The sequence below is a fragment of the Actinacidiphila sp. bgisy160 genome (assembly GCF_057707815.1).
The window spans coordinates 166,909-186,631 of sequence record NZ_JBYIQW010000003.1 but is presented as its reverse complement, the minus strand read 5'-3'; the positions used below and the strand labels follow the sequence as shown (position 1 = coordinate 186,631).

At 73.2% G+C, this 19,723-nt stretch carries 13 protein-coding genes; 6 read left to right on the top strand and 7 right to left on the bottom strand.

Annotated features, from left to right (window positions below; genetic code table 11):
* Positions 1-69: 69 nt before the first annotated feature.
* From AC3EUJ_RS05340 to AC3EUJ_RS05325, 4 genes are all read right to left on the bottom strand, one after another.
* Positions 70-3,846 carry an ABC transporter ATP-binding protein gene (locus tag AC3EUJ_RS05340; protein WP_431959836.1) on the bottom strand — a complete coding sequence of 1,259 codons (3,777 nt, stop codon included), beginning with the start codon at positions 3,844-3,846 and terminating at the stop codon, positions 70-72.
* A 266-nt stretch (positions 3,847-4,112) separates the two neighbouring features.
* A complete protein-coding gene (locus AC3EUJ_RS05335; protein WP_431959763.1) occupies positions 4,113-5,720 on the bottom strand; it encodes a thiamine pyrophosphate-binding protein in 1,608 nt (535 codons plus the stop codon).
* Positions 5,717-6,679, bottom strand: coding sequence for an agmatinase (gene speB, locus AC3EUJ_RS05330; RefSeq protein ID WP_431959762.1), 963 nt, complete (start codon positions 6,677-6,679; stop codon positions 5,717-5,719). The genes AC3EUJ_RS05335 and speB overlap by 4 nt, the downstream gene beginning before the upstream one ends.
* A 52-nt stretch (positions 6,680-6,731) precedes the next feature.
* Positions 6,732-8,204 (bottom strand): sodium:solute symporter family protein, encoded by a 1,473-nt coding sequence (locus tag AC3EUJ_RS05325; protein WP_431959761.1) that lies wholly within the window; start codon positions 8,202-8,204, stop codon positions 6,732-6,734.
* 128 nt (positions 8,205-8,332) lie between these two features.
* Here AC3EUJ_RS05325 and AC3EUJ_RS05320 point away from each other — a divergent pair, with 128 nt between their 5' ends.
* The gene (locus AC3EUJ_RS05320) at positions 8,333-9,829 is read left to right on the top strand and encodes a PucR family transcriptional regulator ligand-binding domain-containing protein (protein ID WP_431959760.1); all 1,497 of its coding nucleotides are present in this window, start codon (positions 8,333-8,335) and stop codon (positions 9,827-9,829) included.
* Positions 9,830-9,932: 103 nt separating this feature from the next.
* Positions 9,933-10,742 (top strand): phosphatase, encoded by an 810-nt coding sequence (locus AC3EUJ_RS05315; RefSeq protein WP_431959759.1) that lies wholly within the window; start codon positions 9,933-9,935, stop codon positions 10,740-10,742.
* 284 nt (positions 10,743-11,026) lie between these two features.
* Here the strand turns inward: AC3EUJ_RS05315 and AC3EUJ_RS05310 are convergent, their stop codons facing one another.
* From AC3EUJ_RS05310 to AC3EUJ_RS05300, 3 genes are read right to left on the bottom strand one after another with little or no spacing between them, the layout of a single operon-like run.
* A complete protein-coding gene (locus tag AC3EUJ_RS05310; protein ID WP_431959758.1) occupies positions 11,027-11,908 on the bottom strand; it encodes an acyl-CoA thioesterase in 882 nt (293 codons plus the stop codon).
* A gap of 31 nt (positions 11,909-11,939) precedes the next feature.
* Positions 11,940-13,097 carry an acyl-CoA dehydrogenase family protein gene (locus tag AC3EUJ_RS05305; RefSeq protein ID WP_431959757.1) on the bottom strand — a complete coding sequence of 386 codons (1,158 nt, stop codon included), beginning with the start codon at positions 13,095-13,097 and terminating at the stop codon, positions 11,940-11,942.
* A gap of 38 nt (positions 13,098-13,135) precedes the next feature.
* Positions 13,136-13,759, bottom strand: a complete 624-nt coding sequence (locus tag AC3EUJ_RS05300; RefSeq protein ID WP_431959756.1) for an SACE_7040 family transcriptional regulator — start codon at positions 13,757-13,759, stop codon at positions 13,136-13,138.
* 140 nt (positions 13,760-13,899) lie between these two features.
* Here AC3EUJ_RS05300 and AC3EUJ_RS05295 point away from each other — a divergent pair, with 140 nt between their 5' ends.
* The 4 genes from AC3EUJ_RS05295 to AC3EUJ_RS05280 are packed head-to-tail and all read left to right on the top strand — an operon-like array spanning position 13,900 to position 19,679.
* The gene (locus AC3EUJ_RS05295; RefSeq protein WP_431959755.1) at positions 13,900-15,528 is read left to right on the top strand and encodes a carboxyl transferase domain-containing protein; all 1,629 of its coding nucleotides are present in this window, start codon (positions 13,900-13,902) and stop codon (positions 15,526-15,528) included.
* A gap of 22 nt (positions 15,529-15,550) precedes the next feature.
* Positions 15,551-17,551: an acetyl/propionyl/methylcrotonyl-CoA carboxylase subunit alpha gene (locus AC3EUJ_RS05290; protein WP_431959835.1), complete on the top strand. Its 2,001-nt coding sequence runs from the start codon at positions 15,551-15,553 to the stop codon at positions 17,549-17,551.
* On the top strand, positions 17,551-18,504 hold the full coding sequence (locus AC3EUJ_RS05285; protein ID WP_431959754.1) for a hydroxymethylglutaryl-CoA lyase: 954 nt from the start codon (positions 17,551-17,553) through the stop codon (positions 18,502-18,504). The genes AC3EUJ_RS05290 and AC3EUJ_RS05285 overlap by 1 nt, the downstream gene beginning before the upstream one ends.
* An 8-nt stretch (positions 18,505-18,512) precedes the next feature.
* Positions 18,513-19,679 (top strand): acyl-CoA dehydrogenase family protein, encoded by a 1,167-nt coding sequence (locus AC3EUJ_RS05280; RefSeq protein WP_431959753.1) that lies wholly within the window; start codon positions 18,513-18,515, stop codon positions 19,677-19,679.
* The last annotated feature ends 44 nt before the right edge of the window (positions 19,680-19,723 follow it).

Here is a 19,723-nt window from a genome sequence, read left to right as displayed (position 1 = left end):
GGGGCGTTGGGCAAAGAGCCGCGGCCCGGACCACCGGGTCCGGGCCACGGGCGCGCGGGGGCGGCCGCCTCAGGCGACGGCCTCGCTGCTCTCGTCCTCTCCGATGAAGGTGCGCCACAGATCGGCGTACCGGCCGTCGGCGGCGAGGAGTTGCTCGTGCGTGCCGTCCTCGACGACCCGGCCGCGGTCGAGGACGACGACCCGGTCCGCGCGGGCGGCGGTGGTCAGCCGGTGGGCGACGACCAGGGTGGTGCGGCGTACGGCGAGCCGGTCGGCGGCCTGGTTGACCAGCGCCTCGGTGGCCAGGTCCAGGGCGGCCGTCGCCTCGTCGAGCAGCAGGATGTCGGGGTCGACCAGTTCGGCGCGGGCCAGGGCGATCAACTGCCGCTGTCCGGCGGAGAGGTTGCGGCCGCGCTCGGAGACCGGGTGCAGGTAGCCGCCGTCCAGCGTGGCGATCATGTCGTGGGCGCCGACGGCGCGGGCCGCGGCCTCCACCTCGGCGTCGGTGGCGTCCATCCGCCCGTAGGCGATGGCGTCGCGGACCGTCCCCTCGAAGAGGTACGCCTCCTGCGGGACGACGCCGAGCCGCTGCCGGTAGGCGGTCAGGTCGAGCTCGCGGATGTCCTGGCCGTCGACCAGGACGGCGCCCGAGGTGGGGTCGTAGAACCGGGCGACCATCTTGACCAGGGTCGACTTGCCCGCTCCCGTCTCGCCGACGAAGGCCACCGTCTGCCCCGCGGGGATCCGCAGGTCGATCCCGGACAGCGCCTCGGCGCCCTCCTCGGTGTAGCGGAAGCGCACGTCGCGGAAGGCGATCTCGCCGCGCAGCCTGCCGACCTCGCGCGGGGACTCGGCGGGCGGCGTCGCGGTCGGAGTCCGCAGCAGCTCGCGGATGCGGCCCAGGGACACCGACGCCTGCTGGTAGCCGTCGAAGACCTGCGAGAGCTGCTGCACGGGCGAGAAGAACAAGTCGATGTAGAGCAGGTACGCCACCAGGGCGCCGGCGGTGAGCGTGCCCGCGCCGATCCGGTGGGCGCCGACGATCAGCACCAGGGCGGCGGCGACGCTGGACAGCAGCTGCACGAAGGGGAAGTAGACCGAGATCAGCCACTGGCCGCGCACGCGCGCCTGCCGGTAGGCGTCGCTGCGGTCGGCGAAGCGCTCGGCGCCCCCGCGCTCGCCGCGGAATGCCTGCACGACGCGGAGCCCGGCGACATGCTCCTGCAGGTCGGCGTTGACGACGCTGACCCGTTCCCGGGCCAGCTCGTAGGCCTTCACGGACTTGCGGCGGAAGACCCAGGTGGCCAGGAAGAGCACCGGCAGGGTGGCGAAGACGATCAGCGCCAGCTGGACGTCGATCACCAGCAGCGCGACCAGGATGCCGAGGAAGGTGAGCACGCTGACCAGCGCGGTGACCAGACCGGTCTGCAGGAACGTCGACAGCGCGTCGACGTCGGTGGTCATCCGGGTCATGATGCGGCCACTCAGCTCGCGCTCGTAGTAGTCGAGCCCGAGCCGGTGCAGGTGGGAGAAGATCTTCACCCGGAGCGTGTAGAGCACTCGCTCTCCCGTGCGGCCGGTCAGGCGCGTGGAACCCCACTGCGCGATCCACTGCGCGGCGACGACGGCGACACCGAGCAGTGAGGCGGTCCAGACGGCGCCGAGCGCGGCCTGCCGCACGCCGGAGTCGATGCCGTGCCGGATCAGGACCGGCAGCAGCAGCCCGGCCAGCGCGTCCACGGCGACGAACAGCAGGCTCAGCAGCAGGGGGCCGCGGAAACCGCGCAGCAGACTGCGCAGTCCGAAGTCCTTCTCGACCGAGGCCGCCCCGGCCTCGTCGACGTCCGGGGTGTCCAGGGCCGGGGGCAGCGCTGCCACCTGCGCGAGCAGTTCGGGGGTGGCGGGCATCCCGGCCATGGCCGAGGCCATGCCGCCGGGGCCGCCGCGCGCGACGACGGGGGAGGGCGCCGCCTGCAGCGGCCCGGTGTCCTCGTCGCGGCGCCGGCGGTCCTGCGGCCACAGGGCCGCGGTCACACCGCCCTGCGCGGGAGCCGCGGCGGCCGGACCTGCGGCCGGGTCCGCGGCCGCGGCCTCACCGGGCCACTGGGTGAGGGGCACGACCTCGCCCGCGGGGTCGTGCGTGACGACGTCCGAACCGAGCTCGTCGGGGTCGGTGAGCAGCCGCCGGTACAGCGGGCAGCGCGCCTCCAACTCCTCGTGGGTGCCCACGTCGACCAGCCGGCCGGCCTCCAGCACGGCGATCCGGTCGGCGAGGGCGAGGGTGGACCGCCGGTGGGCGATGAGCAGGGTCGTACGGCCCGCCATCACCTCGCGCAGCGCGTCGTGGATCTCCGCCTCGACGCGGGCGTCGACGGCGGAGGTCGCGTCGTCGAGGATGAGCAGCCGCGGATCGGTGAGGATGGCACGAGCCAGGGCGACGCGCTGACGCTGGCCGCCGGAGAGGGTCAGCCCCTGCTCGCCGACGACGGTGTCGTACCCCTCGGGCAGGGCACTGATGAACGCGTCCGCCTGGGCGTGCCGGGTCGCGGTCAGGATCTGCTCGTCGGTGGCGTCGGGGTGGCCGTAGGCGATGTTGGCGCGGATGGTGTCGGAGAACAGGAAGCTGTCCTCCGGCACGAGCCCTATGGCGTCGCGCAGGGAGCCGAAGGTGAGGTCGCGCACGTCCCGGCCGCCGACGCGGACGGCGCCGCCCGTCACGTCGTAGAAGCGCGGCAGCAGCAACGAGACGGTCGACTTGCCGCTGCCGGAAGCCCCGACGACGGCGACGGTCTCGCCGGGCTCGACGGTGAGCGAGAAGTCGTCCAGCACGGGGCGCGTGCGGTCGTAGCCGAAGCTGACGTGGTCGAACTCGACGGTGGCCGCGGCCTCGCGGGGCAGCTGCCCGGTGCCTTCCTCCAGGCTGGGCCGGGTGTCGATCAGTTCGGTGACGCGCTCGACCCCGGCCCTGGCCTGCTGGCCGACCGTGAGCATCATGGTGAGCATGCGCACCGGTCCGGTCAGCTGCGCGAGGTAGGTCGAGAACGCGACGAAGGTGCCCAGGGTGATCTGGCCCCGTACGGCCATCCAGCCACCGAGCGCCAGCATGCCGACCTGCCCGAGCGAGGGCACGGCCTGCAGGGCGGGGCTGTAGCGCGCGTTGAGCCTGATGGTGCGCAGGCGCCCGGCGAAGAGCCGCTCGCTGACCGAGCGCAGCTTGGACATCTCCTGCTGCTCCTGGCCGAAGCCCTTCACGACGCGGACGCCGGTCACCGAGCCGTCCACGATCCCGGCGACGGCGGCGGCCTGGCCCTGCGCGTACCAGGTGGCGGGGAAGAGCCGCTTGCGGCTGCGGTCGGCCAGGAACCACAGGGCGGGCGCGACGGCGAGGGCGATCACGGTCAGCAGCGGCGAGAGCACGAACATCACGACGATCGACAGGACGAACAGCAGGACGTTGCCGATCATCATGGGCGCCATGAAGAGCAGGCCCTGGATGAGCTGCAGGTCACTGGTGGCCCGGCCGACGACCTGACCGGTGTTGAGCTCGTCCTGGCGCGCGCCGTCCAGCCGGGTGAGCGAGTGGAACATGTCCGTGCGCAGGTCGTGCTGCACGTCGAGGGCGAGCCTGCCGCCGTAGAAGCGCCGCAGGAACGTCATGAGATAGACCACGATCGCGGCGCCGATCAGCACACCGGCCCAGGGGGCCAGCGGCTTGTCGTGCTTGACGATGACGTCGTCGATGATCAGCTTGGGGACGAGCGGCACGAGCGCCATCACGGCCATGCCCGCGAGCGAGGAACCGAGCGCGAGGCCCACGTTCCACCGGTAGCGCCAGCAGTAACGCATCAGCCGCCGCAGCCAGCCCTCGGCCGCCACGGCCTTCCCGGCCTTCGCTTGGTCGTCCTTCGCCGCCACCCGGTGTCCTCCTGTCCCGTCCTTCTCGCCGGAGGATCACAACGCCCTGGAGTGCGGATTTCATCCTCCTGCAACAAAACTACGGCGAAGGTCCGACAGTGCCCGGGCGGAGGTCCTGGGACCAAGCGATCCGAAACGTTTCGCCTGTGGCCGGGACCGGGTTCCTGTGCCCGGGTCCCGGCCTCCGGGCCCTCGGGTCACCCCAGGTGCGTCGGCGCGAACATCCGCAAGCGGGCGGGGAGCACGACCACGGAGGGGCCGGGCGCCGCGAGGGCCTCCGCGAGGTCGTCCCGGAGCCGCTCGGGGCTGGTGCGGACCGCCGGGACGCCGAAGGATGCGGCGAGGGCGACGAAGTCCGGCCGGGCCAGCTCGGTGCCGGTGGCCTCGCCGAAGGCGTCCGTCATGTATTCGCGCAGGATGCCGTAGCCGCCGTCGTCGACGATCAGCCAGGTGACGGGCAGGCCGTACTGCCTGGCCGTGGCGAGCTCCGCGATCGAGTACATCGCGCCGCCGTCGCCCGAGACGGCCAGCACGGGCCGGGTGCGGTCCGCGGCGGCCGCGCCGAGCGCGGCGGGGAAGCCGTAGCCGAGGCCGCCGGCGCCCTGGGCGGAGTGCATCGGGCCGGGCCAGGCGGACCATGCCCAGTAGGCGAGGATCGTCATGTCCCAGAAGCTGGGGGCGTCCTCGGGGAGGGCGTCCCGCACGGCGGCGAGGACGCGCCGTTCCAGGCCGAGGTCCTGGCCGTCGATGCGCTCCCGGACCCGCTCCAGCAGCGCCGCCACCACCTCGCGCGCACCCGCGTCGCGGCGCTCGCCGACGGCGGAGGCGAGCGCGCCGAGGGCGAGCCGGGCGTCGGCGTGGATGCCGAGCGCCGGGTGGTTGGACTCCAGCTTGCCGAGGTCCGCCTCGACCTGGATCACCCTGCCGCGCGGGCGGAAGGTGTGGTAGTTCGAGGAGAGCTCGCCCAGTCCGGAGCCGACGACCAGCAGGACGTCGGCGTCCTCCAGGAAGTCGGTGGTGTGCCGGTCCTCCAGCCAGCTCCGCAGCGACAGCGGGTGCTCCCACGGGAAGGCCCCCTTGCCGCCGAAGGTGCAGGCGACGGGGGCGTCGAGCCGCTCGGCGAGGGCGCGCAGCGCGGCCTCGGCCCCCGCGCGCACCACCCCGCCGCCGGCCAGCACGACCGGCCGCTCGGCGCGGGACAGCAGCGCCGCGGCCTCGGCGATCAGCTCGGCGCGCGGGTGCAGCGGCCGGGGCTCGGCGGCCAGCTCCCCGACCGGCGGGACGGTCACGGGGGCGAGCAGCACGTCCTGCGGGATCTCCACCCAGACCGGCCCGTACGGCGCGGTCAGGGCCGACTCCCAGGCGGCGGCGAGGGCCGAGGGGATCTGGGAGGCGGCGCGGACGGTGTGCACCGACTTGACGATGTCGCGGAACGACGCCTTCTGGTCGACGAGTTCGTGCAGGTAGCCGTGGCGGCCACCGCCGAGGCCGGCGACCGGGACCTGGCTGCCGATGGCGACGACCGGCGCCGAGGCGGCGGCCGACTCCTGCAGTGCGGCGAGCGTCATCAGCGCGCCGGGGCCGGTGGAGACCAGCAGGGGTGCGGCCCCGCCGGTGACCCTGGCGTACGCGTCCGCGGCGAAGCCCGCGTTGTTCTCGACGCGCAGCCCCACGTACTCCAGCTTCGAGCGCCGCAGCGCGTCGAAGGCGCCGAGGGCGTGCTGCCCGGGCAGCCCGAAGACGGTCGTCGCGCCCAACGCCGCCAGGGATTCGACGACCAGGTCTCCGCCGTTCCGCTCGCTCATGCGCGGCTCGCCGCGATCTGCCGGGTCATGATCGTGGTCAGCTCGTAGGCGGTGTGGGAGGCCGCGACGCTGGTGATCTCGGCGTGGTCGTAGGCAGGGGCGACCTCGACGACGTCGGCGGAGATCAGGTGGCAGGAGGCCAGGCCGCGCAGGATCTCCAGCAGCTCACGGGAGGTGATGCCGCCGGCCTCGGGGGTGCCCGTGCCGGGGGCGTGGGCCGGGTCGAGGACGTCGATGTCGATGGAGATGTACAGCGGGCGGTCGCCGATGCGCTCGCGCAGTTGCTGGGCGACCTCGTCGGCGCCGCGCCGGTAGACGTCGGCGGAGGTGACGATGCCGAAGCCCATCTTCTCGTCGTCGGTGAGGTCCTGCTTGCCGTACAGCGGGCCGCGGGTGCCGACGTGGGAGAGCGCGGAGGTGTCGAGGACGCCCTCCTCGACGGCCCGGCGGAACGGGGTGCCGTGGGTGTACTCGGCCCCGAAGTAGGTGTCCCAGGTGTCGAGGTGGGCGTCGAAGTGGAGCAGCGCGACCGGACCGTGCTTGCGGGCCATGGCACGCAGCAGGGGCAGCGAGATGGTGTGGTCGCCGCCGAGGGTCATCAGGCGGGCGCCGGTGCCGAGCAGGTCGTCGGCGGCGGCCTGGATGGTCTCGACGGCCTCGTGGATGTCGAACGGGTTGGCGGCGATGTCACCGGCGTCCGCGACCTGGGCGAGCGCGAAGGGCGAGGCGTCCTGTGCGGGGTTGTACGGGCGCAGCAGGCGGGAGGCCTCACGGATCGCGTTGCCGCCGAAGCGGGCACCGGGTCGGTAGGAGACACCCGCGTCGAAGGGCACGCCGACCACGGCGACGTCGGTGGCGCCGACCTCGTCCAGGCGCGGGAGCCGCGCGAACGTGGCGGGCCCGGCGTACCGCGGGGTGCGGGAGGAGTCGATGGGGCCGCGCGGTTCGGTGCTGCTCATGGGTGACTGCCTTCTTTCATACGCTTCGTTGCGCTCTGCTCGCTTTGTGACTTTATCCGACTGGAACGGTTCCCTCGGCGGCCGGGACGGGGGTCCGTCCGGCCAGCCGCTCCCGCCAGGCCGCCAGCACGGCGGCGTCGGTCGGCTTGGTGGCGAGGCTCACCGCGATGTGGACGACGAGGGAGGCGAGCAGGCCGTAGTAGACGGGCTCGTTGGCCAGGATGCCCTTCCAGGCCATCAATCCCACGACGGCCAGGCCGCCGACGGCCACCGAGGCGAGGGCGCCCGCCGCGGTGCCGCGCTTCCACAGCAGACCGCCGAGGATCGGCACCAGCAGGCCGCCCACGAGGAGGTTGTAGGCCACGGTCAGCGCCTCGACGACATTGTTCAGCGCGATGGCGGTGACGATGACGGCCACGCCCATGATCAGAATGAAGGCGCGGTTGCCCGAGACCTCGTCGTGCGCGCCCTCTTCGTCGTCCCGCCCGCGGGAGACGACGCCGCGCAGCCGCGACCAGATGTCGTTGTTGGCAACGGTGGCACAGGCGATCAGCGCGCCGGAGGAGGTGGACATCACCGCGGACAGCGCCGCGGCCAGCACCAGGCCGCGCACGCCCACCGGCAGCGCGTCCTTCACGATGGTGGCGAAGGCGTCGTCGGGCGCCGCCAGGTTCGGGTACAGCACCTTGGCGGCGGTGCCGATGACGGCGCCGGCGATCGCGTAGACCAGGCAGTAGACACCGGCGGCGGTGCCGCCGAGCTTGGCGATCCTGTCGCTGCGGGCGGTGAACACCCGCTGCCAGATGTCCTGGCCGATGAGCATGCCGAAGGTGTAGATCAGCACATAGGTGAAGATCGTCTGTCCGCCGATGCCCAGGGGCGCGAAGTACTCGGTCGGAAGCTGTGCCTTCATCTGCGCGAAGCCGCCCGCCTTGACCACCGCGATGGGCAGGAGCAGGACCAGCACGCCGAGGGTCTTGACCACGAACTGCACCATGTCGGTGAGCGTGATCGACCACATGCCGCCCAGCGTGGAGTAGGCGACCACGACCGCACCGCCCAGGATGATCGCCAGGGTGCGGTCCAGGCCGAACAGGACGTCGAAGATCGTCGCGTACGCGATGGTCGAGGTCACCGCGAGCATCAGCGTGTACGCCCACATGACGACACCGGAGATGACGCCGGCCGAGCCGCCGTAGCGCAGGTCGAGCATCTCGGAGACGGTGTACACCCTCAGGCGGGCGATGCGGGCGGAGAAGAAGACGCTCAGCGCCAGCAGGCCGAGGCCGATGGTGAAGACCATCCAGGCGCCGGACAGGCCGTACTGGTACCCGAGGCCGACGCCACCGATGGTGGAGGCGCCGCCGAGGACGATCGCGGCCATGGTGCCGGAGTACATCGACGGGCCCAGCCGGCGGCCGGCGACCAGGAACTCGCTCTTGGACCTGGCGCGGCGCATGCCCCACCAGCCCACGGCGAGCATGCCGGCCAGATAGCCGATGATCACGGCGTAGTCGACGGCCATGAGCCCTCCTCCATCGGTTGCGCGGGCGGAGCCGCGGGCTTTCCTCTGCGGTGACGATAGGTGGCCGGGAAGAAGCGCTGAAGTGTACGTTTCATCCACCGCAACCGGTCCGCATGGAGGAAACACACATGGCTCCCCCGCGTCAGGACCTGGCGCCGCCCACCCCGCCGATCCCGCTCGCCACTCTGCTCGCCCTGCCCGACCTCGGGCTGCGCCAGGTCGCGGGCCCGTCCGCGGCCGACAGGGACATCCGCGTCCAGTGGGTGCACACCAGTGAGATGGAGGACCCCTTCCCCTACCTGCTCGGTGGGGAGCTGCTGCTGACCGCGGGGGTGCACTTCGCGTCGGCGGCGGGTGCCGACGCCTACCTGGACCGCTACGTGGCCCGCACGCGCGAGGCGGGGGCGGCGGCGCTCGGCTTCGGCCTCGCCCCGGTGCACGACGAGACCCCGGCGGCGCTGGTCGCCGCCTGCGACCGGCACGGCCTGCCGCTGGTGGAGGTGCCGCCGCGGACCCCCTTCACCGCGGTCGCGCGGGCGGTCTGGCAGGCCATGGGCGAGGCCCGCGTGCGTGAGCTGAGGCACGTCACCGAGGCGCAGCAGGCCCTCGCCGCGGCCGCCGCGCGCCCCGACCCCGTGCCCTCGGTCCTGCGCAGGCTCGCCGGCCGCCTGGGCGCATGGGCCGCGCTGATCGCTCCGGACGGGGCCGAGGTGTACGCCGCGGGAACCGCCCCGGACCCGGGAGCGCGTGCGGCGGCGGCCCGGCTCGCCCGGGTGGTGCGCCCGGCGCCGGACGCGCACGCGCCCTCCTCGGCGACCGACACCCACGCCGGGACGCGCCTTTCGGCGTACGCCCTCGCCGGCGGCGCCCCGAGCGAGCGGCCGGCGCTCGTCCTGGCCACTGGCCACCCCGATCCGGGCGACCACGCGGTCGCCAACGTCGCCGCGGTGCTCCTCTCGCTGCTCACCGGGCCGCACCTGGGCAGCGCGGAGGCGGGCCGGTCCGCGGCGCTGGTACGGCTGCTGCTGGGCGCGGACCCGCAGGAGGCGGCCCCCTTGCTGGGGCCGGAGACCCGCTGGGCCGTCGTGCACGCCCACAGGCGCGGCGGCCCGGCCGGACCGCTGGCGGCCGCGGCCCTCGGCGCGGCCCTGGGCACAGCGCTGATCGAGCCGGGCGACGCCGTCGTACGCCTGCTGCTGCCGGCCGGCCGCGAGGTGACCGCCCAGCCGGGGTGGACCCTCGGGGTGAGCGGCCCGGTGGCGGTGGCCGCCCTCGTCACCGGGGACGGCCAGGCCGCGGGCGCGCTGCGCCGGGCGGTCGCCACCCGGGTGCCCCTGGTGACCCACCGCGGGGCCGGTCCCGGCATGAGCGGACTGGTCACCCCGGACGACGCCAGGTCCAGGGCGCGGGAACTGCTGGCGCCGGTGGCGGACTCGCCCGCCCTGGTGGAGACACTGCGCACCTGGATCGGTCTGCACGGCAGCTGGGACCGGACGGCCGTCGCGCTGGAGGTGCACCGCAACACCGTGCGCCAGCGCGTCGGGCGGGCGGCGGCCCTGCTGGAGGCGGACCTGGACGACCCGGACGTACGCATGGAGCTGTGGTTCGCGCTGCGCTGGCTGTGAGCCCGTCCGCCCCGCCGCGGCGTGCTGTCTGACGCCCCGGCAGGAGGTAACGGACCGGCGTCGATCGGCGGCCCCCCGCACGCACGTCCGACAGCAGGCGACAATGGGGGGCATGCTGCCCCATGTCACCGTGCCGTCCCGCAAGGCCCTCGCCGACCACCTCGTACGCACGCGCATCGCGGGCGACGTCGCCACCCCCCGCGAGAACAACCGCTCCCACTACCGCAGACTCGCCGAGGGCGACCGCCACTACTGGTTCGGTCTGGAGTTCGGCGACCGCTGGACGGACGAGGAGGCGGTGCTGGCGGTCATGGCCGAGCGCTGCGGGGTCGTCGCCGACCCCGGCCACCTCCGCGGGCAGGACACCATCGATCCCGAACTGACGATCAGTGCCCTGGACCGGGCCGCCCGGATGCTCTGCAAGGCCGTGGAGGGCGGGCAGCGGGTGCTCTTCGCCACCGGCCACCCCGGCGGTCTACTGGACGTCCACCGCACCCTGGCCGCGGCCAGCCGGGCCGCCGGGGCCGAGGTCGTCGCGATCCCTGACGGGCTGTCCACCGACGAGGGCGGCGTCTTCCAGTTCTGCGACGTGGCCATGCTGGAGCGTGGCGCAACGCTGTGGCACACCCACTCCCCCGGCCCGATGGCGGCGGTCCTGGACGCGCTGGCCGCGCAGGGCCGGCCGCTGCCCGGCCTGGTCGTCGCCGACCACGGCTGGGCGGGGTGCGCCGGGCAGCGCGGCATCGACGCCGTCGGCTTCGCGGACTGCAACGACCCGGCGCTCTTCCTCGCGGAGGCGGAGGGCACCGTCTCGGTGACCGTCCCGCTCGACGACCACGTAACCGACCCGCGCCACTACGACCCGATGACGGCCTACCTCCTGGACGCGGCGGGCCTGACCAGTCCCGCCTGACAGCGGGCCACGCCCCCTCGGGCGTGGCCGGCTGTTTCCCGGACGGGCCCCGGGCCGCCGTCCTTGCGGCGTCCCGACCGGGTGTCGCCGGCGATCCTGGCGCACCGGGCCGGGCTCGCGCCGGGGACGCCGCGTGCGGCTGCCCCGGCCACCGTCGACGGTTGCCTGGTCACCGTCGCGGCGACCGAGGCCTGGGCGGCACCCTGAACGCGGGCCCCGAGCCGGACGGCGGCTTCCTGGTGCGGGCGGCACTGCCGCTGGAGGTGGACCGGTGACGCGGTGACTCAGCCCCGCGGTACGCGGACCACGCCCTCCTGGATGACGGAGACGGCCAGCCGCCCGTCCTGGGTGTAGATGCGCGCCGTGCCGAGCCCGCGCCCGCCGGAGGCGGAGGGGCTCTGCTGGTCGTACAGCAGCCACTCGTCGGCGCGGAACGGCCGGTGGAACCACATGGCGTGGTCCAGGCTGGCGCCGACAACGTCCCCGACCGCCCAGCCGCCGCGCCCATGGGCCAGCAGCACGGAGTCCAGCAACGTCATGTCCGACACATAGGTGGCGAGGCAGACGTGAAGCAGCGGGTCGTCGGCGACCTTGCCGTTGGCGCGGAACCACACCTGGGAACGGGGCTCGCGCGGGCCCGCGCCGGCGGCGAGGAAGGGCGGGGCGTCGACGTAGCGCAGGTCGACGGCGGCACGCGCCTCCAGGAGACGGTCCACGACCGAGGGGTCGGGGAACCGGTTCCGGTGCGGGAGCAGCAGCTCCTCGCCGGTGGGCAGGGTCTCCGGTTCCGGCGCCGGCGGCATCGGTTCCTGGTGCTCCAGCCCGTCCTCGTACGTCTGGAAGGACGCGGACAGGTGGAAGATCGGCTGCCCGTGCTGTACCGCGACCACCCGGCGGGTGGTGAAGGAGCGGCCGTCCCGGATGCGGTCGACCTGGTAGACGATCGGCGCGCCCGGGTCGCCCATGCGCAGGAAGTAGGCGTGCAGGGAATGGGCGTCGCGTCCTTCCGGGACCGTGCGCCCCGCCGCGACCAGCGCCTGTGCGGCGACCTGGCCCCCGAAGACGCGGGGGACGACGGCGGGGCGGCTGGCGCCGCGGAAGATGTCCTGCTCGATCCGCTCGAGGTCGAGCAGATCGAGCAGCGACTGCAGTGCGTGGTTGGTCACGTGTGTCTCTCGGGGTCGGCGGACCGTGCGGTCACAGCCCCATCGACTTGGCGATGATCGACTTCATGACCTCGCTGGTGCCGCCGTAGATACGGTGCACGCGGTTGTCCGCGTACAAGCGGGCGATCGGGTACTCCAGCATGTAGCCGTAGCCACCGTGCAGCTGGAGGCAGCGGTCGATGACCTTGGCCGCGGTCTCGGTGCAGAAGAGCTTGGCGCGGGCGGCGTCGGCGGCGGTGAGGTCTCCGTGCTCGTGCGCCTCGAGCGCCCGGTCGACGACGGCCTGCATGGCGTCCACGTCGGAGGCGCACTCGGCGAGCACGAACTTGGTGTTCTGGAACTCGGCGACGGCCTTGCCGAAGACCTTGCGGTCGCGCACGTACTGGGTCGCGAAGCGGACGGCGGCGTCGGCCTGGGCGTAGGAGCCCACGGCGATCGCGAGGCGCTCGACCGGCAGGTTGTGGGCGAGGTAGGAGAAGGCCTTGCCCTCCTCGCCGAGCAGGTCCTCGACCGGGACCTTGACGTCGGTGAAGGACAGCTCGGCGGTGTCGGAGGTGCGCAGCCCGATCTTCTCCAGCTTGCGGCCGACGGCGTAGCCCTCGCTCGTGGTGTCGACCGCGAGGATCGACAGGCCGCGGCGACGGTCCTCCGGGGTGGCGGGCGAGGTGCGGCAGACGACCAGCACGCGGTCGGCGACCACGCCGCCGGTGATGAAGGTCTTGGCGCCGTTGAGGACGTAGTGGGTGCCGTCCTCGGAGAGCTTCGCGCTGGTGGTCATGCCGGCCAGGTCCGAGCCGGTGCCGGGCTCGGTCATGGCGATGGCGGTCATCATGTCACCGCTGATGAAGTCGGGCAGCCAGCGCTTCTTCTGCTCCTCGTTGGCGAACTCGAGGAGGTACGGGAGCACCAGGCCGGTGTGCACGCCGCTGCTGCCGAAGCTGACGCCGGCGCGGGCGCACTCCTCGGTCACCACGGCGCTGAACTTCCAGCCCGTGATGCCCGCCCCGCCGTACTCCTCGGGCACCTCGATGCCGAAGATGCCCAGCTCGCCCAGGCGCCGGTAGAAGTCACGGGGCGGGTACCCCGCCTCCTCCCACTCGGGGTAGACGGGTACGACCTCGTTGGCGATGAAGTCCCGGATCGTCTCCCGGAAGGCCTCGTGGTCCTCGTTGAATACCGTGCGACGCACGTGGCGCCTCCTCTGCACACCGAGCGATAAGCAAGCGCTCAGTAAGTTACTTCCCGGTTGTGCGCGCTGTCCAGAGCGGCGAAGGCGCCCAGGGCCAGCCGGTGCAGCAGCACGGCGGTCGCCGCGCGGCCGGGCAGCCCCCCGTGCGGGCCGAGGTGCGGGGTGGAGTTGAGCAGGCCGAAGACGGCGTGCACGGCCGCGCGGACCTCGGACTCGGCCGCCCCCGGGTGGACCTCGCGGACGACCGTGACCCACTGCTCGACGTACTGCCGCTGCAGCTGGCGCACCAGCTTGCGGTCGGAGTCGCGCAGCCGGTCCAGCTCACGGTCGTGGAGAATGATCAGCGCCCGGTCGTCCAGGGCGAAGTCGATGTGCCCGCGGACCAGGGCGTCCAGCGCGGCGGCGGCGCCGTCCGCCTCGGCCACGCGCATGCGGCCCGCCGCGTGCAGCCGGCCACTGATCCCGACGAGCAGCTCGGCGAGCATCGCGTCCTTGCCGGCGAAGTGCCGGTACAGCCCCGGGCCGCTGATGCCGACGGCCGCCCCTATCTCGTCCACGCCGACCCCGTGGAACCCGCGCTCGGCGAAAAGCCGCGCGGCCTCCCTCAGGATCTGGTCGCGCCTGCCGCCGGCCGCCCTGGCCGCAGTCCTCGTGGGCTCCACACCGCACCTTTCCGCGAGGCCTCCGGTCCGCGGATGCCCCCGCCGTCTCATCGTCCTACCATTCTAGACAGCCGTGTTAACGACCGCTAACGTGGTCGACAACACGTTAACGACCGCTAACTCCTCCGGGGGCCCGTGACATGGAAGCACCCGTCCTCGCCAGCGCCGCGGATCCGGCGAGCGAGGCCTACCGCGCCAACGAGAAGGCGCACGCCGAGCTGTCCGCGCGACTGCGCGAGAAGCTCGCCGCGGCCGCACTCGGCGGCGGCGAGAAGGCCCGCGCCCGGCACACCGCGCGCGGCAAGCTGCTCCCCCGCGACCGGGTGGACGGGCTGCTCGACCCCGGATCGCCCTTCCTGGAGCTCGCCCCGCTGGCCGCCGACGGCATGTACGACGGCCAGGCCCCGGCCGCCGGCGTCGTCGCGGGGATCGGCCGGGTCTCCGGCCGCGAGGTCGTGATCGTCGCCAACGACGCCACCGTCAAGGGCGGCACGTACTACCCGATGACGGTCAAGAAGCACCTGCGCGCCCAGGAGATCGCCCTGGACAACCGGCTGCCGTGCGTCTACCTGGTCGACTCCGGCGGCGCCTTCCTGCCCCGGCAGGACGAGGTCTTCCCCGACCGCGACCACTTCGGGCGGATCTTCTTCAACCAGGCGACCATGTCCGCGCGCGGCATCCCGCAGATCGCCGCCGTCCTCGGCTCCTGCACGGCGGGCGGCGCCTACGTCCCCGCGATGAGCGACGAGGCGGTGATCGTCCGCGGCCAGGGCACGATCTTCCTCGGCGGCCCGCCGCTGGTGAAGGCCGCCACCGGCGAGGTGGTCACGGCCGAGGAGCTCGGCGGCGGAGAGGTGCACTCCCGCACCTCCGGCGTCACCGACCACCTGGCCGAGGACGACGCGCACGCCCTGCGCATCGTGCGGAACATCGTGGCCACCCTGCCCGCCCGCGCCGACCTGCCGTGGACGGTCGCGCCCGTCGAGGAGCCCGCCGTCGACCCGGCCGGGCTCTACGGCGCGGTCCCGGTCGATCCACGCACCCCCTACGACGTCCGCGAGGTCATCGCGCGCCTCGTCGACGGCAGCCGCTTCGCGGAGTTCAAGGCCGAGTACGGCACGACGCTGGTCACCGGCTTCGCCCGGATCCACGGCCACCCGGTGGGGATCGTCGCCAACAACGGAATCCTGTTCTCCGAATCGGCCCAGAAGGGCGCGCACTTCATCGAGCTGTGCGACCAGCGCGGCATCCCGCTGCTCTTCCTGCAGAACATCTCGGGCTTCATGGTGGGCCGTCAGTACGAGGCGGGCGGCATCGCCAAGCACGGCGCCAAGATGGTCACCGCGGTGGCCACGACCCGGGTGCCCAAGCTGACCGTGGTCATCGGGGGCTCCTACGGCGCGGGCAACTACTCGATGTGCGGCCGCGCCTATTCGCCGCGCTTCCTGTGGATGTGGCCCAACGCCAAGATCTCCGTCATGGGCGGCGAGCAGGCCGCCTCCGTGCTGGCCACCGTCAAGCGCGACCAGATCGAGGCGGCCGGCGACACCTGGGCCGCGGAGGACGAGGAGGGCTTCAAGGCTCCGATCCGCGCCCAGTACGAGGAGCAGGGCAACGCCTACTACGCGACCGCCCGGCTGTGGGACGACGGGGTCATCGACCCCCTGCAGACCCGTCAGGCACTGGGACTGGCCCTGACCGCGTGCGCCAACGCGCCGATTCCGCAACGCGATCCGCAGGCGCCGGGCTTCGGCGTCTTCCGGATGTAGGGGGAGCACAGTGATGTCAGCGATGTTCGACACCGTCCTGGTGGCCAACCGCGGCGAGATCGCCGTCCGCGTCATCCGCACCCTGCGACGGCTCGGGATCCGTTCGGTCGCCGTCTTCAGCGACGCCGACGCCGGGGCCCGCCACGTGCGCGAGGCCGACACCGCCGTGCGCATCGGCCCCGCGGCGGCCGCCGAGAGCTACCTGTCGATCGAGCGGATGCTGGAGGCGGCCGCGCGCACCGGCGCCCAGGCGGTCCACCCCGGTTACGGGTTCCTCGCCGAGAACGCCGCCTTCGCCCGCGCCTGCGCGGACGCGGGGCTCGCCTTCATCGGCCCGCCCGCCCGGGCCATCGAGCTCATGGGCGACAAGATCCGCGCCAAGGAGACCGTCCGCGAGGCCGGCGTGCCGGTGGTGCCGGGCAGCAGTGGCAGCGGTCTGACGGACGAGCAGCTGACGGCGGCCGCCCTGGAGATCGGCACCCCCGTGCTTCTGAAGCCGTCGGCGGGCGGCGGCGGCAAGGGCATGCGCCTGGTGCGCGACGACGCCCTGCTCGCGGAGGAGATCGCGGCGGCCCGCCGCGAGGCACGCGGCTCCTTCGGGGACGACACCCTGCTCGTCGAGCGATGGATCGACCGGCCCCGGCACATCGAGATCCAGGTGCTGGCCGACGGCCACGGCAACGTGGTGCACCTCGGGGAGCGCGAGTGCTCGCTGCAGCGCCGCCACCAGAAGGTGATCGAGGAGGCCCCCTCGGTCCTGCTGGACGAGACCACCCGGGCCGCCATGGGCGCCGCCGCCGTCCAGGCCGCGCTGTCCTGCGGTTACGTCGGCGCAGGCACCGTGGAGTTCATCGTCCCGGGCGCCGACCCGTCCGCCTACTGCTTCATGGAGATGAACACCCGCCTCCAGGTCGAGCACCCCGTCACCGAACTGGTCACCGGGCTGGACCTGGTGGAGTGGCAGCTGCGGATCGCCGCAGGCGAGCGGCTGTCCTTCGGCCAGGACGAGGTCGCCCTGACCGGGCACGCCGTCGAGGCCCGGATCTGCGCCGAAGTGCCCTCCCGCAACTTCCTGCCGTCGGCGGGCACCGTGCTGGCGCTGGACGAGCCCGCCGGCGAAGGCGTGCGCGTCGACTCCGGGCTCCGCACCGGCAGCGAGATCGGCACGTCCTACGACCCGATGCTCGCCAAGGTCATCGCCCACGGCCCCGACCGCCCGACCGCGCTGCGCCGGCTGCGGGCCGCCCTCGCCGGGACGACGGTGCTGGGCCTGGAGACCAACACCGGCTTCCTGCGCCGTCTCCTGGCCCACCCCGACGTCGTCTCCGGCGAGATGGACACCGGGCTCATCGACCGGGAGCTGGCCGCTCTGGTGCCGTCCGAGGTGCCTGTCGAGGTGTACGCGGCGAGCGCACTGCTGCGCCACGCGGCCCTTGAGCCGGCGGCGGCCGGCGGAGGCTGGCAGGACCCGTTCTCCGTGCCGAGCGGGTGGCGGCTCGGCGGGGAGCCCGCCTGGACCGGCCACTGGCTGCGCGTGTCCGGGTGCCAGGCCGTGCTGGTCCGCGTCCGCGGCCGTGCCGAAGACGCGGAGGTGCGTGTGGACGACGCCGCGCCGGTGCGGGCCCGGCTGCTCCCCGGCGCCGGGCAGCGGATCACCGTCGAGTGGGACGGCGTCACGCACGCCTTCGACCACGCCGGCGACTGGCTGGGCAGGGACGGTGACGGCTGGCACCTGCAGCCGTACGACCCGGTCGAGGCGGCGCTGCGCGGCGGAACCGGCGCGGGCGGGGTGGACACCCTGGCCGCGCCCATGCCGGGCACGGTGACCGTGGTCAAGGTCGCCAAGGGCGACGAGGTCGTCGCGGGTCAGAGCCTGCTCGTGGTGGAGGCGATGAAGATGGAGCACGTCATCACCGCCCCGCACGACGGCACCGTCACCGAGATCGACGTGACCCCGGGCAGCACGGTCGCCATGGACCAGGTGCTCGCCGTCGTCGCCCCGCACCAGGAGGAGGCCCAGTGATGGCCGTCGAGCGAATCCCCGGGCTGCCCATGTCCGTGCCGCTGGCCGGGCTCCCGCGGCGGGTGCGCATCCACGAGGTCGGCGCCCGCGACGGGCTGCAGAACGAGAAGGCCACGGTGCCGACCGAGGTCAAGGCGGAGTTCGTGCACCGCCTGGCCGACGCCGGGCTGACCACCATCGAGGCGACCAGCTTCGTGCACCCCGCGTGGGTGCCCCAGCTCGCCGACGCCGAGCAGTTGATGCCGCTGCTGGACGACCTGGGCGACGCGGTCCGGCTGCCCGTGCTGGTGCCCAACCGGCGCGGGCTGGAGCGGGCGCTGGCCCTGGGGGTGCGCGAGGTCGCCGTCTTCGGCAGTGCGACCGAGTCCTTCGCCAAGGCCAACCTCAACCGCACGATCGACGAGTCGCTGGAGATGTTCGCGCCGGTCGTCACCGCCGCCAAGGAGGCGGGAGCGAGGGTGCGGGGCTATCTGTCGATGTGCTTCGGCGACCCCTGGGAGGGCCCCGTGCCCGTCCCGCAGGTCGCCGCGGTGGCCCGCAGCCTGTACGACCTCGGCTGCGACGAGCTCAGCCTCGGTGACACCATCGGCGTCGCCACCCCCGGCCACGTCGTGGCGCTGCTGGACACCCTGACCGGCCTGGACGTGCCCGTCGAGCGGCTCGCCGTCCACTTCCACGACACCTACGGCCAGGCGCTGTCCAACACGCTGGCCGCCCTCCGGCAGGGCGTGACCGTCGTCGACGCCTCCGCCGGCGGCCTCGGCGGCTGCCCCTACGCCAAGAGCGCCACCGGGAACCTCGCCACCGAGGACCTGGTCTGGATGCTCGACGGCCTCGGCGTCGAGACCGGGGTCGACCTCAGCCGCCTCACCGCCACCAGCGTGTGGATGGCGGAGCAATTGGGCCGACCGAGCCCGTCCCGTACCGTCCGCGCCCTCTCCCACCAGGAGTGACCACAGCCATGACGACCGCCCACCGGCTCCCCGCCGAGTATGAGGAACTCCGCCGCACGGTGGAGGAGTTCGCGCATGACGTCGTCGCGCCGAAGATCGGCGAGTTCTACGAGCACGACGAGTTCCCCTACGAGATCATCCGCGAGATGGGCCGCATGGGCCTGTTCGGCCTGCCCTTCCCGGAGGAGTACGGCGGCATGGGCGGCGACTACTTCGCCCTGTGCATCGCCCTGGAGGAGCTCGCCCGGGTGGACTCCTCCGTGGCGATCACCCTGGAGGCGGGGGTCTCGCTCGGCGCCATGCCGGTCTTCCGCTTCGGCACCGAGGAGCAGAAGCGCGCCTGGCTGCCCCGGCTGACCTCCGGCGAGCAGCTGGGCGCGTTCGGGCTGACCGAGCCGGACTGCGGTTCCGACGCCGGCGGCACCCGCACCACGGCCTGGCTGGACGAGTCGAGCGGCGAGTGGGTGATCAACGGCACCAAGAGCTTCATCACCAACTCGGGCACCGACATCACCGCCCTGGTCACGGTCACGGCCGTCACCGGCCGGAAGGAGGACGGCCGCCCGGAGATCTCCTCGATCATCGTGCCCTCCGGCACCCCGGGCTTCACGGTCTCGAAGAAGTACAGCAAGGTCGGCTGGAACGCCTCCGACACCCGGGAGCTGTCCTTCGCCGACTGCCGCGTGCCGGCCGCCAACCTGCTGGGCGAGCGGGGCCGGGGCTACGCCCAGTTCCTGCGCATCCTGGACGAGGGCCGGATCGCCATCGCGGCGCTGGCCACCGGACTGGCGCAGGGCTGCGTGGACGAGTCGGTCGCCTACGCCAAGGAGCGCACGGCCTTCGGGCGCCCGATCGGCGGCAACCAGGCGATCGCCTTCAAGCTCGCCGACATGGAGATGCGCGCCCACACCGCCCGGCTCGCCTGGCGGGACGCGGCGTCCCGGCTGCTCGCCGGCGAGCCCTTCAAGAAGGAGGCGGCGATGGCCAAGCTCTACTCCTCGGAGATCGCGGTCACCAACGCCCGCGAGGCCACCCAGGTGCACGGCGGCTACGGCTTCATGAACGAGTACCCGGTCGCCCGCATGTGGCGGGACTCCAAGATCCTGGAGATCGGCGAGGGCACCAGCGAGGTGCAGCGCATGCTGATCGCACGCGAGCTGGGCCTTCCGGCGTAGTTTTCGCCACTCCTCTGCCCGATATCGGGCAGGAATCTTGCACT